At 33.4% G+C, this 15,324-nt stretch carries 15 protein-coding genes; 4 read left to right on the forward strand and 11 right to left on the reverse strand.

Annotated elements, in window-relative coordinates:
- Positions 1–34: 34 nt before the first annotated feature.
- The 11 genes from P178_RS0100750 to P178_RS0100800 form a co-directional block, all read right to left on the reverse strand.
- Complete coding sequence (locus tag P178_RS0100750) at positions 35–1,255, reverse strand: sensor histidine kinase (protein ID WP_036145432.1); 1,221 nt, start codon at positions 1,253–1,255, stop codon at positions 35–37.
- A 315-nt stretch (positions 1,256–1,570) separates the two neighbouring features.
- Positions 1,571–4,933, reverse strand: coding sequence for a preprotein translocase subunit SecA (secA, locus tag P178_RS0100755; protein WP_027064441.1), 3,363 nt, complete (start codon positions 4,931–4,933; stop codon positions 1,571–1,573).
- Positions 4,934–5,148: 215 nt separating this feature from the next.
- On the reverse strand, positions 5,149–5,373 hold the full coding sequence (locus P178_RS0100760; RefSeq protein ID WP_027064442.1) for a DUF2795 domain-containing protein: 225 nt from the start codon (positions 5,371–5,373) through the stop codon (positions 5,149–5,151).
- 133 nt (positions 5,374–5,506) lie between these two features.
- Positions 5,507–6,082: a cob(I)yrinic acid a,c-diamide adenosyltransferase gene (locus tag P178_RS0100765; protein ID WP_027064443.1), complete on the reverse strand. Its 576-nt coding sequence runs from the start codon at positions 6,080–6,082 to the stop codon at positions 5,507–5,509.
- Between the two features lie 73 nt (positions 6,083–6,155).
- Entirely contained in the window at positions 6,156–6,305 is a 150-nt protein-coding gene (locus P178_RS23340; protein ID WP_177214941.1) for a hypothetical protein, read from the reverse strand.
- Between the two features lie 30 nt (positions 6,306–6,335).
- Complete coding sequence (locus P178_RS0100775) at positions 6,336–6,854, reverse strand: hypothetical protein (RefSeq protein ID WP_027064444.1); 519 nt, start codon at positions 6,852–6,854, stop codon at positions 6,336–6,338.
- A gap of 121 nt (positions 6,855–6,975) precedes the next feature.
- A complete protein-coding gene (locus tag P178_RS0100780; protein WP_027064445.1) occupies positions 6,976–7,206 on the reverse strand; it encodes a hypothetical protein in 231 nt (76 codons plus the stop codon).
- Between the two features lie 414 nt (positions 7,207–7,620).
- On the reverse strand, positions 7,621–7,851 hold the full coding sequence (locus P178_RS0100785) for a hypothetical protein (RefSeq protein WP_027064446.1): 231 nt from the start codon (positions 7,849–7,851) through the stop codon (positions 7,621–7,623).
- A 413-nt stretch (positions 7,852–8,264) separates the two neighbouring features.
- Entirely contained in the window at positions 8,265–8,495 is a 231-nt protein-coding gene (locus P178_RS0100790; RefSeq protein WP_027064446.1) for a hypothetical protein, read from the reverse strand.
- A 157-nt stretch (positions 8,496–8,652) separates the two neighbouring features.
- Entirely contained in the window at positions 8,653–10,524 is a 1,872-nt protein-coding gene (locus P178_RS0100795; protein WP_027064447.1) for an ABC-F family ATP-binding cassette domain-containing protein, read from the reverse strand.
- Positions 10,525–10,541: 17 nt separating this feature from the next.
- Complete coding sequence (locus P178_RS0100800) at positions 10,542–11,726, reverse strand: DUF4105 domain-containing protein (protein WP_027064448.1); 1,185 nt, start codon at positions 11,724–11,726, stop codon at positions 10,542–10,544.
- A gap of 246 nt (positions 11,727–11,972) precedes the next feature.
- Between P178_RS0100800 and P178_RS0100805 the strand changes: the two genes are divergently transcribed.
- Genes P178_RS0100805 through P178_RS0100820 form a run of 4 tightly spaced genes read left to right on the forward strand, consistent with a single transcriptional unit; the run spans position 11,973 to position 15,304 of the window.
- Positions 11,973–12,716: a CDP-alcohol phosphatidyltransferase family protein gene (locus P178_RS0100805; RefSeq protein ID WP_027064449.1), complete on the forward strand. Its 744-nt coding sequence runs from the start codon at positions 11,973–11,975 to the stop codon at positions 12,714–12,716.
- A 20-nt stretch (positions 12,717–12,736) separates the two neighbouring features.
- Positions 12,737–13,258 carry a DinB family protein gene (locus P178_RS0100810; RefSeq protein WP_027064450.1) on the forward strand — a complete coding sequence of 174 codons (522 nt, stop codon included), beginning with the start codon at positions 12,737–12,739 and terminating at the stop codon, positions 13,256–13,258.
- 29 nt (positions 13,259–13,287) lie between these two features.
- Complete coding sequence (locus tag P178_RS0100815) at positions 13,288–14,352, forward strand: flavin monoamine oxidase family protein (protein ID WP_036145438.1); 1,065 nt, start codon at positions 13,288–13,290, stop codon at positions 14,350–14,352.
- 7 nt (positions 14,353–14,359) lie between these two features.
- Positions 14,360–15,304, forward strand: coding sequence for a tRNA dihydrouridine synthase (locus P178_RS0100820; RefSeq protein ID WP_027064452.1), 945 nt, complete (start codon positions 14,360–14,362; stop codon positions 15,302–15,304).
- Positions 15,305–15,324 lie beyond the last annotated feature (20 nt).

Here is a 15,324-nt window from a genome sequence, read left to right on the forward strand (position 1 = left end):
TTATTGCGTTAGTGATAAAAATTGATAAGTGATTTTATAGTGTTGGTGATAACTGCTGCTTGATTTCCTGAAATTTTATTATATAATTGGTACCTTTTTTAGAAGGGTCGCGGACGATAGTACCTTTTAATTGACGAGTTAGGTTGTGTATTAATTTTAAACCTAGTGATTTGGTGTTTTTGTAATTGATTGTTTCAGGAAAACCAATACCGTTGTCGCCAATTTCTAAAACATAGCAATGTTCTATTGTAGTGTCTTTTTGAAGTTTAATATTTATTTCACCTTCATCATCACTTTCAATCCCATATTTCAAAGCATTGGTTAATGTTTCATTTATTAACAAACCTAATGGAATAGCGGTATCTATTCCCAGTTTAATATCTGGTATATCAATTTTTAAATCGACATTATTATCGTTTCCTTTTATGGATCTAATTAAATACTCACTTAATTCTTTTACATAATCCTTATATTCAATATGGCTGATATCACTGCGCATATAGAGCATTTCATGAACCATAGCCATGGCAATAACCCTATTTTGTGTGCTTTTTAGAAGTCCTTTCATTGGGCCCGCTTCTATATTACGAGATTGAAGACTTAACAAACTAGATACAGTTTGTAAATTGTTTTTTACTCGGTGGTGTACTTCTTTAAGCAGATTTTCTTTTTCATGTACTTGGTTGGCCAAAGCTTTTTTTGAACTATATAAGGCATTATAGGTTTTTAATAAGCTTTTTCCGAATGTATTACCTAAAACGAAAACTGAAAATAAGATGCTAACAAGACTAAAAATTGCAGCAGATTCCTCAGGGACTACATTGTATGTAAAACTAAGTTCAGGTATAGATTGCGTAAAAACTGCAATAATAATTACAAAAATAACATTCAAGTATATTCTGCCATATCTGATACTATTTATGAAACCTCCAAAAGCAATTAGCGGAATCATGAATATAAACGGGCTATAAATTCCACCACTGTATAAGGTAACGATGGTTGCGCATATTATACCTATAATAGAAGAGAAATTAAAAGTGGGTAATATATTTTTATGGACTTTGAAATATAATAAATTGACAATATTTAATAATGAAAAGCCAATAAGTACAAACGGAATTACTTGGGTTATCTTTAATATAAAATAGCACAATATTCCAAATAGGAATGCAATAATGCTTGTGGTATAATTTACCCTTAAGAAAAGTTTGGTTTTATCCTGAAGACGTTCATTGTCAATGGTAAATCCGGGCATAGAAATTATTTATGTACTAGAAACATACGTATTACGTAATGTAAATCTAATTATGTTTTTATCATTATGCTAGTTTTTTCTGACTTAGTGTATTAAAAACACCAAAAAATTTTCTGAATAACACATTTTTTTTGCCTAAAAATTGGTTAAAAATGTTGAATTAATTGTTAATGTCCGTTTTTCATGAATTATTAGAAATATGATTACAATATTTATGCTTCGTCTATATTGTTTAGTAATAGCTGGTTAAGTATTCATAAATAAAAAAGGCATCCATTTAGATGCCTTTTTTATTAAAACTTTTTTCTATTGAATTTAGTCTTGAGTCAAAACCCAACTTCCGTTTTGTAAAAGAGGTTCTGCTTGTTTAAACTTTACCGTTTTACTTTCTCCACTCATTACATTTTTAATAGTAACACGTTCATTACGACCTATTTTTGGTTGTTCTCTAGTGATAGTCTCAGTAACAGCAGGGCGTTCAGCCTGATTTTGACTTACAGCTCTACTACGTGCCGCTAATTCATCACTATTTGGAATTTCCTCTTTTGTCGTTTGTAAATTTTCTTTAGAGCGTTGAATGTTTCTTTCTTCTTGAATAGCGTTCGGATTCTCTGAAGGCAATTCTCCTTTGAATAAGAAAGAAACAACATCTTTGTTTACTTTCTCTATCATTGATTTAAAAAGTTCAAATGCTTCAAACTTGTAAATAAGTAATGGATCTTTTTGTTCGTGTACCGCTAATTGAACCGATTGCTTTAACTCATCCATTTTACGAAGATGGGTTTTCCAAGAATCATCTATAATTGCTAATGAGATATTCTTTTCAAAATCAGTAATTAATTGCTTACCGTTACTATCATAAGCTTCTTGAAGGTTTGTAACAACATTCAAACTCTTAATACCATCTGTAAAAGGAACAACAATACGTTCAAAATTATTTGCGTTGTCTTCGTGTACTTTTTTAATTACAGGAAAAGCTGCTGCTGCATTACGCTCCATCTTATCATTGTAATAATCATATGCAGCTTTGTAGATTTTTCCGGTAATTTCTTGGGCAGACATGCTGCCAAATTCAGCTTCATCGATTGGAGCTGTCATTGAGAAGTATTTAATCAACTCAAACTCAAAATTCTTAAAATCACTTGCAACTTTATTACTTTCAACGATTACTTCACAAGTATCATAAACCATATTGGCAATATCAAGCTTTAAACGCTCGCCCTGTAAAGCATGACGTCTTCTCTTGTATACAACTTCACGCTGTGCGTTCATTACATCATCATATTCCAATAGACGCTTACGTACACCAAAGTTATTCTCTTCAACTTTTTTCTGGGCACGCTCAATAGATTTGGTCATCATACTATGCTGAATAACTTCACCATCTTCCAAGCCCATTTTATCCATCATCTTAGCGACTCTGTCAGAACCAAATAAACGCATTAGGTTATCTTCTAAAGAAACATAGAATTGAGAGCTTCCTGGATCTCCTTGACGTCCAGAACGTCCACGTAACTGTCTATCTACACGACGGGAATCATGTCTTTCCGTTCCAATAATTGCAAGACCACCAGCTTTCTTGACAGCTTCAGATAATTTAATATCCGTACCACGACCAGCCATGTTGGTTGCAATGGTTACCACACCTGCATTACCAGCTTCTGCAACAACGTCTGCTTCTTTTTTGTGAAGTTTTGCGTTCAATACATTATGAGGTACTTTACGTACACTCAATAATTTAGATAGCAATTCTGAGATTTCAACAGAAGTTGTACCTATAAGTACAGGTCTACCTGCTTGACTTATTTTGGTTACTTCTTCTATAATTGCGTTGTATTTTTCTCTCTTAGTCTTGTAAATTAAATCGTTTTTATCCTCTCTAGCAATAGGTCTGTTAGTTGGGATTTCCATAACATCTAACTTGTAGATTTCCCAAAATTCTCCAGCCTCTGTTACAGCAGTACCTGTCATACCCGCAAGTTTGCTGTACATTCTAAAGTAGTTTTGTAAAGTTACCGTTGCAAAAGTTTGCGTTAGAGCTTCGATTTTTACATTTTCTTTTGCTTCAATAGCTTGGTGTAAACCGTCAGAGTATCTACGACCGTCCATAATACGACCGGTTTGCTCATCAACTATCATCACCTTATTATCCATAACAACATACTCGGTATCCTTTTCAAATAAGGTATAAGCCTTTAATAGTTGGCTCATAGTATGTATACGTTCGCTCTTTATAGTAAAATCTTTAAAAAGATCTTCTTTTAGTTCAGCTTCTTTTTCAATTTCAAGATTTTGACTTTCAATCTTAGCAATTTCCCCACCAATATCTGGCATAACAAAGAAATCTCTGTTTTGCTCACCAGAGATATAATCTACCCCTTTGTCGGTCAATTCTATCTGATTGTTCTTTTCATCGATAACGAAAAGTAAATCTTCATCAACAACAGGCATTTCCCTGTTATTGTCTTGCATGTAGAAATTTTCAGTTTTTTGAAGTAATTGTTTTACTCCTTCTTCACTTAAAAATTTAATTAATGCTTTATTCTTTGGAAGTCCACGGTATACACGTAATAAAAGGAAACCACCTTCTTTAGTATCACCCTCTGCAATTAATTTTTTAGCCTCAGCTAATACGCCCGTTAAATGTTGACGTTGTTTTTTTACAATTTCATCAACCTTAGGTTTTAACTCATTGAATTCGTGACGATCACCTTCTGGTACTGGACCAGAAATAATTAAAGGTGTACGAGCATCATCTACCAATACAGAATCTACCTCATCTACCATTGCATAATTATGTGGACGTTGCACCAAGTCTTTTGGTGTATGTGCCATATTATCTCTTAGGTAGTCAAAACCAAATTCATTATTCGTTCCGTATGTAATATCGGCATTGTATGCTGCGCGTCTACCATCAGAGTTTGGTCTGTGATAATCAATACAATCTACAGATAAACCATGAAATTGAAATATAGGTGCCATCCAAGCACTATCCCTTTTTGCTAAATAATCGTTAACGGTAACCAAGTGCGCACCGTTACCAGTTAAAGCATTTAAATATAGAGGTAAGGTTGCAACTAAGGTTTTACCTTCTCCTGTATGCATCTCTGCAATTTTTCCTTGGTGCATGGCGATACCTCCAATAAGCTGAACATCGTAATGTACCATGTCCCAAGTAACTTCTTTACCTGCGGCGTTCCAAGAATTTTTCCAAATAGCATAAGAACCTTCCAGTGTAACGTAATCTTTGTCACCTGACAATGTTCTGTCATATTCAGAGGCTGTTACTTGTAAAGTTTCATTATTTGCAAATCGCTTAGCAGTTTCTTTAACTACCGCAAATGCCTCTGGAAGTAATTTATTTAATGTCTCTTCAGAAATAGCGTAAGTTTCTTCTTTTAACTTATCTATTTCAGTGTAGATATCCTCATTCTTATCAATATCAGTAGAGTTCTTAACCTCTTCTTCTAAAGTTTTTATTTGATCGGTCTTTTCTTTAATAGAATCTTGAATAACCTTTTTAAACTCTATGGTTTTTTGCCTAAGATCATCATGACTAAGGCTTTCCAGTTTAGATTCGAATGACTTTATTTGGTCTACTAAAGGCTGTAATTCCTTTACATCTTTTTGTGATTTATCACCAACGAATGCCTTTAGGATGGAATTAATGAAACTCATAATATTATAAACTATTAGAATTGAAAATTCTTCACTATCAATTTAGTCAAGGGACTTTCAAAATATTTTAGAATCGACAAATATGTTCGATGCTGTTTAAGAGCAAAAGGCATTCCAGTCTTGATTTTTACACTGATTTACCTAAGAACCTGCCAAAATTACATAAAAAAAAAGCCTCCGAAGAGACTTTTTTGTAGTTATTATGATATCGAATATTAATATTCGTCCTCGTTCCAGAGGTAGTCTTCTTCCGTTGGATAATCAGGCCAGATCTCTTCGATAGATTCATATATTTCGCCACCTTCTTCTTCCATAGATTGTAAATTTTCTACGACTTCAAGAGGGGCTCCAGTTCTGATGGAGTAATCTATTAACTCATCTTTACTTGCCGGCCAAGGTGCATCACTTAAATAAGATGCTAATTCTAATGTCCAATACATAGTAATTGTTTGATTTTAATTTTTTGCAAAAGTAATTTTTAAATTGAGACAGCAAAGAAATTAGTGATAAATTTCATTCTTATCACTGATTTTTTTGCATTTATTAATTGATAACGAATAAATTACAGATTTATTAGTCCTTTTTTTTAGGAACCCATTTTATTTCCTTCGCTTGTAAATCATATGACAACTTCCGTGCCAATACAAAAAGGTAATCTGAAAGTCTATTTATAAAAGATAGCACATTTTTATCAAAAGGTTCACTTTGATATAACAGAGTAGAGATGCGTTCTGCTCTTCTACAAACTGTTCTAGCTATATGACAGTATGACACTGTTGTGTGACCACCAGGTAATATGAAATGCGTCATTGGAGGTAATTGACCATCCATTTGGTCAATGGAGGTCTCTAAAAATTCAATTTCTGTAGTTCCTACTTTAGTGATTTTTAATCGCTCTTTACCATTTTTAAGAACTTCTTTTTCTGGATCGGTGGCTAAAATTGCGCCTACGGTAAATAAATGTTCTTGTATATTAATTAATTGTTGTTGGTAGATTGGGTCTATTTTTTGATCTCTAATAAGTCCTAACCAAGAATTTAGTTCATCTACAGTTCCGTAACTATCTATACGAATATGATGTTTAGCGACGCGTGTGCCACCAAAAAGTCCGGTAGTGCCATCGTCTCCTGTTTTAGTATATATTTTCATTTTGCTGAATAAGAAAGTGGTGGTGTAGGGGAGTTATGCTTTAAAAAAGAATTTGCAATATGAATTTAATATTCTATAAATCTTCTTTTTTTTCTTTTCGCTCATAATTTTCCATGAACTTTCTTGATTTTCGCTCATTAGATTTACTTCTACTGGTAATGCGAACAGCTAAATAAATAGCAAATACGACTCCAAGTATTATATATATAGTATTACTGTTCATTAAAAATAACTTTAGTTTAAAATTACTGGTTTATATCCGAATTTTAAAATGCTCTTCTACTTGTTCCTTTCTAAAGAAAATAACTCCACAGTAGAATAAATCTAAGGTTACACGTACTTGTGATTCCTTTTTTAATCTGTTCCAACTCTCAAGACTTATTTGATCTTTGTGAATGTCATCTAAAAGTACCATTGTATCATTAGACAGGCTACTTATCACAATATCATCGTTTTTTAAATCTGAAATGCTTCCAACTAGTACATCGGCATTGATTTCTGTGAAAGTAACATTAGTACAGAATTTTTTAATAGCTGCTTCTAACATCTTTTTATCCCCTAAAATATGCACCGTTTTAAAGTTGAAATAATGTAGACTTTTAACAAGTACTTTTGAAGTTATTGGCAGTTTTAATTTTTCTTTATTATAAAGACATTTGGTAACATAATCATAAACAAAAGGAGAATGAACCCCATGCTGATTAGTTGCTGTAAAGATGAATTTAATATAGGATAGAAAACGAAACACTATAACTTTTTCATTTTTTGTCAAAGGTAAGTATAGTGATGCAACTTAATATTCTTACAGTAAAGATTATAGTATAATAATACTAGTTAATGGTAAGAAATGGGGTAGGTATACGATTGGGGCGAAAAGGGTAATTTATATTTGTTTAAGAAAGTTTAGCGCTATTCAATTTCGTTGAGAATTTTAAAGCCTTGATTACTCTGTTGTTTTTGTTCTTGTACAATCGAGCAACCTCCGTTGTATTTTCTGTATCAATTGTTTCAATCATTTCAACTTCTACTGTTTTAATTTCTAAAGAAACATTCTCGTCGTTCGCTTGTGCTTGAACTAAGAAAGAAGTGAAAAAAAGAACAGTTAAAAGGATAAATGATTTCATGATATTTGTTTTACACTGCTAAAGTACATTCAAGGCCAAACAAAAATTGGCGCTTATAGTTGGTCGGTATTTAACTGTAGACGAATGGTAAATAACGTTCGTTAACTACCACTGGATAAAATGAGTATTTGCATAGATACCCACTAATGGTTATACATAAACCTTCGGTAATTATTGGTGTAGTGCTATGATTATGACTTTTTGTATGCGGGATAAAAACCTTTTATGGAGAGTTTAGTTTAACTATACAAAATCTTATCACTCAACCTGTGGTGATATCTGAAGATGCATTTGAAAGTAGTGGAGTAGTGATTTTATTAAGGGAAACGGTATTGGGTAATAAATTAGAAAGTAGGTAATGGTAAGAAATGGGGTAGGTATACGATTGGGGCGAAAAGGGTAATTTATATTTGTTTAAGAAAGTTTAGCGCTATTCAATTTCGTTGAGAATTTTAAAGCCTTGATTACTCTGTTGTTTTTGTTCTTGTACAATCGAGCAACCTCCGTTGTATTTTCTGTATCAATTGTTTCAATCATTTCAACTTCTACTGTTTTAATTTCTACAGAAACATTCTCGTCGTTAGCTTGTGCTTGAACTAAGAAAGAAGTGAAAAAAAGAACAGTTAAAAGGATAAATGATTTCATGATATTTGTTTTACACTGCTAAAGTACATTCAAGGCCAAACAAAAATTGGCGCTTATAGTTGGTCGGTATTTAACTGTAGACGAATGGTAAATAACGTTCGTTAACTACCACTGGATAAAATGAGTATTTGCATAGATACCCACTAATGGTTATACATAAACCTTCGGTAATTATTGGTGTAGTGCTATGATTATGACTTTTTGTATGCGGGATAAAAACTTTTAAGGAGAGTTTGGTTTATCTATACTAAACCTTATCACTCAACTTGTGGTGATATCTGAATTTGCATTTGAAAGTAGTGGAGTAGTGATTTTGTTAAGGCAAACGGTATTGGGTAATAAATTGGAAAGTAGGGAATGGTAAGAAATGGGGTAGGTATAAGATTGGGACGAAAAGGGTAATTGTTTTTAGATTAAGAAAGTTTAGCGCTGTTTAATTTCGTTGAGAATTTTAAAGCCTTGATTACTCTGTTGTTTTTGTTCTTGTATAATCTAGCAACCTCCGTTGTATTTTCTGTATCAATTGTTTCAATCATTTCAACTTCTACTGTTTTAATTTCTACAGAAACATTCTCGTCGTTAGCTTGTGCTTGAACTAAGAAAGAAGTGAAAAAAAGAACGGTTAAAAGGATAAATGATTTCATAATATTTGTTTTACACTGCTAAAGTACAGGCATAAACAAACAAAAATTGGCGCATATAGTTGGGCGACATTTTACTGTAGACGAACGGTAAATAACGTTCGTCTACTATCTTTGGGAAGAAGTAAAATGTATTGTGAAATCTTAATGTAAATAGGGTTTAACCTTCCATTATTGCTGAAAGTTCAAACCATCTTTCGGTTTTATTTTCAATAGAGTCGGTCAGTTCTTTCAGTTCAATAGATAGGGCTTTAATATCATCGCCACTCAATGAACCATCGGTGAATTTTTCTTGGAGTGTTACCTTTTTCTTTTCTAATTTCTGAATTTCACGCTCTAATTTTTTATACTCCTGTTGGTCTGCGTAAGAGACTTTAGTAGCCGAGTCTGGCTCTTTCCAATTCGTTTTCGTAGAACTTTGAGTTTCCTTTTGCTCTCTTTTCTCTATGATTTGGCTGTCTTCATAGGCTCTATAATCTGAATAGTTGCCAGGAAAATCTTCAACAACGGCATCACCTCTAAACACAAATAGGTGGTCTACGATTTTGTCCATAAAGTAACGGTCGTGAGAAACCACCATTAAACATCCTTGAAAATCCATTAAGAAACTTTCTAATACGTTAAGCGTTACAATATCTAAATCATTGGTAGGTTCATCTAGTATTAAGAAATTTGGATTCTGAATAAGTATGGTACACAAGTAAAGACGTTTGCGTTCACCACCACTGAGTTTATCTACAAAATCATATTGTTTTTTTCTGTCAAATAGAAAACGTTCAAGCAATTGTTGTGCTGATATCTGTTTTCCTTTCATTAGGGGAATATAATCTCCAAATTCCCGAATGACATCAATAACCTTTTGACCTTGTTTTATGTCAATCCCTTTTTGGGTGTAGTAACCAAACTTAATAGTTTCACCTACAATTACTTTTCCGCTGTCAGGCTGGTCTCTTCCACTAAGAATATTTAAAAAGGTAGACTTGCCTGTACCATTCTTACCAATGATTCCAATACGTTCTCCTTTTTGAAATACATATTCGAACTTGTCTAGAATTGGCTTGTTAGGGAAAGACTTAGAAATCTTATGAAGCTCAAGAATCTTGCTTCCAACACGTTCCATATTAAGTTCTAACTGAACTTGATGGTCTTTTCTACGTTGACTAGCCTTATCTTTAATTAACGCAAAATCATCAATTCTAGATTTAGACTTGGTAGTACGGGCTTTCGGCTGCCTTCTCATCCAATCTAATTCCTTCTTAAAAAGTAATTCTGTTTTATGCTGTTCTGTGGCTTCTTGCTCAATACGGGCTTCTTTTTTCTCTAAATAATAAGAATAATTTCCTTTATAAGGATATAGCTTACCGTTTTCAAGTTCAATGATTTCATTACAAACACGCTCTAAAAAGTAACGGTCGTGCGTTACCATAAATAAAGTCATGTTTTCTTTGGCGAAAAATTCCTCTAACCATTCAATCATTTCTAAGTCTAAATGGTTGGTAGGCTCATCTAATACTAAAAGGTCTGGCTTATTAATAAGCGCATTGGCAAGAGCCAAACGTTTCTTTTGACCACCTGATAACTTATCTACTTTGGCATCTAGATCATCAAGCTTTAGCTTAGAAAGAATTTGCTTGTATTGGGTTTCAAAATCCCAAGCTTCAAATCTATCCATTGCTTCAAATGCTTTTTGATAAGCGTCTGCATCTTCAGGGTTTAGTAATGCCTTTTCGTAATTCGATAAAACTTTTAAAATCTCGTTATCAGAAGCAAAAATAGTTTCCTCTACAGTTAAATTGGGGTCCATTACCGGCTCTTGAGCCAAAAAGGATACTCTGGTAGATTTGCGATAGTTTACCTGACCAGAATCTGGCGTGTCTGCTCCAGACAGTATATTAAGTATAGATGTTTTTCCTGTACCGTTTTTAGCGATTAAAGCAATTTTTTGGTCTTTATTGATACCAAATGATAGGTTATCAAAAAGCACCAATTCGCCATAGGATTTAGAAATGTTTTCAACGGTAAGTAAATTCATGTAAGGTATCTTGATTTTTATTTTTTCGCTAGATGTTTACTTTTAAAATAATATATCAGGTATAGGTATCGTACAGCTAATGCTAGTAATACTATAACTAATAATATGGAAAACACTTGAATTTTAAACATCCAAAGAACACAAGTGATTCCTAGTAATATGGTTAGAAATATGATGTAGGTAATAATCCATTCCGGGACATTCCTTTTAACCATTAAAAATGCTATAAATATATTTGGAGCAAATGCCCATAGCGAATTAAAGTTGCCTTTAGTTGCCAAGTGGTCTGTGCCGAACCAAAGAAAGACTATAAGTACACCTGCCAAGCCCGTTACTAAGAACAGGAAAAAATCTAACCACTTATTCCTTCTAAAATTTTTATAATCGGTGTAGGTTATAAAACAGACCAATATCAGTAATATGCTAAGCCAAAAAAGAGGCGTCAAGAAAATAAGAGCTCGGTCTTCTTGTTCTGGAATATCTAATAATACAGATTCTTTTTTAACTATTGGTTTGCCATCTAGCGTGGTATGTTTCATTTGCTCGTACACATAAATTGGTAAGAACAAATGTTCATATGGCGTGGCCTCTCTATCAATTACAGATCCTAATGCTAAATCAATCCCAAAATTAGACCACGAATTAGGGTTTAATTTTAATCTAATTAATTCGCGAAACGTTAACTGGTCCTCTAAATAGCTGTAGTCAAAATTGAAAGTGCTTCCTAAAGTCTTTTCAAATACCATAGGTATTCTAGTGGCACAATTATCAAACAAGAAGTCATACTTATATTTTTTATTTTCGGGTAGTAAATTATTTTCTAAAAAAGCAACTATTTTGGTGCGTTGCTGTACATCTAAATCTAAAATTTGCTCTCTGATCCATCGTTTTTCTTGTTGGTAAGAGTAATCAAAGTATTTAAACGGAATTCTAGAAATGGTATATGATAATTTACCTCTTGTAAAATTCAAATAAAAATTAGGGTCTTCAAAATCATATGTGCCATAACCATAGACTTCATCTATACCCAAAGTTGGGTCTTGCAATCTAATAGCACTGTGTCCAAATTTAGCAGCTAAATCTTCTCCTGTACCTACCGTCAATAAACTGATTTTTGATAACGGGGAAAGTTCTACATTTTGAGATTGTCCCCAAAATGAAGCAAAAAGTAGCATTAAGAAAAAAGTGAGCTTTTTGAACATACTTTTACTAGTTCATAATAGCTGCAAAGATGCGAATAACTAAGATATTTAATTCTAAAAGCTTTTATAATTTATTGGTTGCACGAAATCCAATATCAATCTTTAGTTTAAAACTTGTTTTACTTTATTGTTTTAAAACTTAGAACCAATAGAATTATCTTATTTTTATAGCATATTTTATATTCGAGAATTCATTATTTCTCCAATCAAGAAAAAAATAGTTCTTGTAACAAAAGCCAGATTCTTATGAAAAAGCATATTCCCAATTTTATTACCCTATTAAACGTTTTTTGTGGCTGTGTGGCAACTGTTTTTGCCGTGCTTAATAAATTAGAAATTGCAGCTATTTTCGTGGCTTTGGGTATATTTTTTGATTTTTTTGACGGACTGGCAGCACGTGTTCTAGATGTAAAAAGTGAACTTGGCTTACAATTAGATTCCCTTGCAGATATGATTACCAGTGGTCTTGTTCCTGGTATTGTAATGTTTCAATTATTGGCAATGTCACAAACTAGTGGCTGGGGAGATGGATCTCACTTCTTTATAGAATCGGGAGAACTAAAACTGGTACATCTTATACCTTTCTTTGGTTTTGTAATTACTATGGCATCAGGTTACAGATTGGCGAAATTTAATATTGATGAAAACCAGACTTCTTCCTTTATAGGATTGCCTACTCCGGCTAATGCGCTATTAATATTATCATTACCCCTTATATTACTGTATCAGAACAATGATTTTTTAAATACTTTGATACTTAATCAGTGGTTTTTAATACTGTTAACTGTTGTTAGCGCCTATCTATTAAATGCAAACCTTCCTTTATTCGCTTTAAAATTTAAGAATACAAGTTTTAAGGATAATGCCATGCGTTACATTTTTATCATTATCAGTTTAGTACTTATCGTAACCATGAAGTTTATGGCAATCCCTTTAATTATCCTCTTTTATGTGGTAAGTTCTATGATACAAGAGAGACTTTATAAATAGAATTAAAAAGTAAGAGTACTATGGATGATGGACAGGAAAAAATGGAATTTTGGTTAGCAGGTCCAATACCAAATATCCCTGATATTTTGCAACCTGCTGCACATGCACTTTTGCAATCTGAAAGAGATTTAAAAAAGTACACTGCAAATTTCCCTAAAGAACTTTTATGGGCTAAAACATCTGGTAGGGCATCGGTTGGTTTCCATATGAATCATATAACTGGTGTTTTAGATAGAATGATGACTTATGCCAAAAGTGAGTCTCTTACCGATGAGCAATTTCTATTCTTAAAACAAGAAGGTTCTTTCAATTTAGATACCGAAGTTGAGGATTTGCAAGAACAATTTTCAACAAAGGTTGCTGAAGCTTTAGCATTTTTTAAGACCATTTCAGAACATACACTTACAGAAACAAGAACTGTGGGCAGGAAAAAATTACCAACTACGGTTTTAGGTCTCTTATTTCATGCTGCAGAGCACAGTCAAAGACATATTGGGCAATTGTTGGTAACTGTAAGTGTGCTACAATCAAAAGTTTCTTAGTCCGGTTTTAATCAAAATAAAATAGAATAATGAGTAAATCGGTAGTGATTGTCGGTGCGGGCTTAACGGGACTTTTAACTGCATACCGTTTGCAAGAACTTGGGTTAAATGTAACGGTACTAGAAGCTCGAGACCGCATAGGAGGTAGAATTCATACCATACAATCTGGGAAAGCAAAAGTTGAAATGGGGGCTACTTGGTTTAATCAAGCTCATTATCATTTAGCTGACCTTATTGAGGAATTTAAGGTTCCTTATTTTGAACAATTTATGACGGGTAAGTCTTATTTTCAGACGTTTTCAAATGTACCACCACAAGAAATTGCAGTACCGAACGATAGCCCTAGTTACAGATTTAAAAATGGAACCATACATTTATTGAATGCCATAAATACTAAACTAAAACCCAACACCGTATCTACAAACGAGGTGGTTAAGCATATTTCAGTGTATGAAAACGGTGCCGCAATAAAAACCAATACACGAACTTTAAATGCAGATGTAATTATTACCACATTACCACCTGCAGCATTAATTGACCAAATAGAATTTTCACCCGCTTTGCCAAAAGATGTAATATTATTGGCAGAACAAACCCACACGTGGATGCAAGATGCTATTAAAGTTGCATTAACTTATAAGAAACCTTTCTGGCGAGAGCAGGGTAAATCGGGAACTATATTTAGTAATGTTGGTCCGCTTACGGAATTTTACGACCAATCTAATTTGGAAACTGAATCTTATGCCCTTGTTGGTTTTGCATCTGGTAGTTGCGCTCGTTTTTCAAAAGAACAAAGAATAGAGAAAATAGAAGCGCAGTTGAAAATGGTATTTGGGGTAGAGGCTTTGCAATACGAATCGTATCACGAAACGGCTTGGTATAATGAAGAATTTACCAAATCTAACAGACAAGAAGACAATTTATTTCCACATCAAAACGGCGGACATGCACTGTATCATGAACCTTTATTTGATGGTAAATTATTTATTTCTGGAGCAGAAACGTCAAAACATCACTCTGGTTACATGGAAGGCGCTATTTTTGCAGCTGAATCTGTTGTTGCAAAATTGAAGAACTTGCACCTAACGCAGTAATACATACATGTCAGTTACCTTATTATCATCCCCATTACAGGGTTTTACCGATTTTAGATTCCGCAATGCATTCCATAAATATTTTGGAGGTATTGATACCTTTTATGCACCATACATTCGTTTGAATGGGAAAATGGTGATAAAAAACTCCTATCAAAAAGATTTACAGCCAGAGAATAACACTACGTTAGAAGTTATTCCGCAGGTAATGACTGGTGATGCCGATGAATTTTTGTTCGTAGTAAAGTATATTCAAAGTTTAGGGTATAAAGAATTGAACTGGAATTTAGGCTGTCCTTATCCTATGGTTACAAAGCAAGGTATGGGTAGCGGACTCATTTGTAATCCCGAAAAAATAGACCATATTTTAAAACGTGCTCACGAAGAAACAGATGTTGTGGTTTCTATGAAAATGAGAATGGGCTATGAAAATGCAGAAGAGATTTTAGATGTTTTTCCTATTCTTGATTCTTATCCATTAAAAAATATTGCCATACATGCGCGTATAGGAAAACAGCTGTATAAGGGTGGTGTAGATTTAGATGCTTTTCAAAAATGTGTAGAAAGTACTACCCATAAATTGTATTATAATGGTGATATTACTACCGTTGCGAAGTTTCAAGAAATGCAGAAACGTTTCCCTTTAATAGACCATTTTATGATGGGTAGAGGACTAATTGCCGACCCATTTCTGCCAAGTATGATTAAGAATAATACCACCGAATACCCAAAAGACCGTTGGAAGATTTTCTCTGAGTTTCATGATACTATTTATCAGCAGTATGACGAGGCATTATCAGGACCAACACCCATTAAAATGAAAATGCAGAGCTTTTGGGAGTATTTTGCTCAATCAACGTCTAATCCACATAAGGCATTCAAGAAAATTAAAAAAGCCAATAATCCAAGAGCATATCAGCAAGCGGTTCGCGAGATATTGAATAATGAGTAAGGTATCCGTTATCTTTGCAG

Source organism: Maribacter sp. Hel_I_7 (assembly GCF_000688315.1).
Taxonomy (GTDB): Bacteria; Bacteroidota; Bacteroidia; order Flavobacteriales; family Flavobacteriaceae; genus Maribacter; species Maribacter stanieri.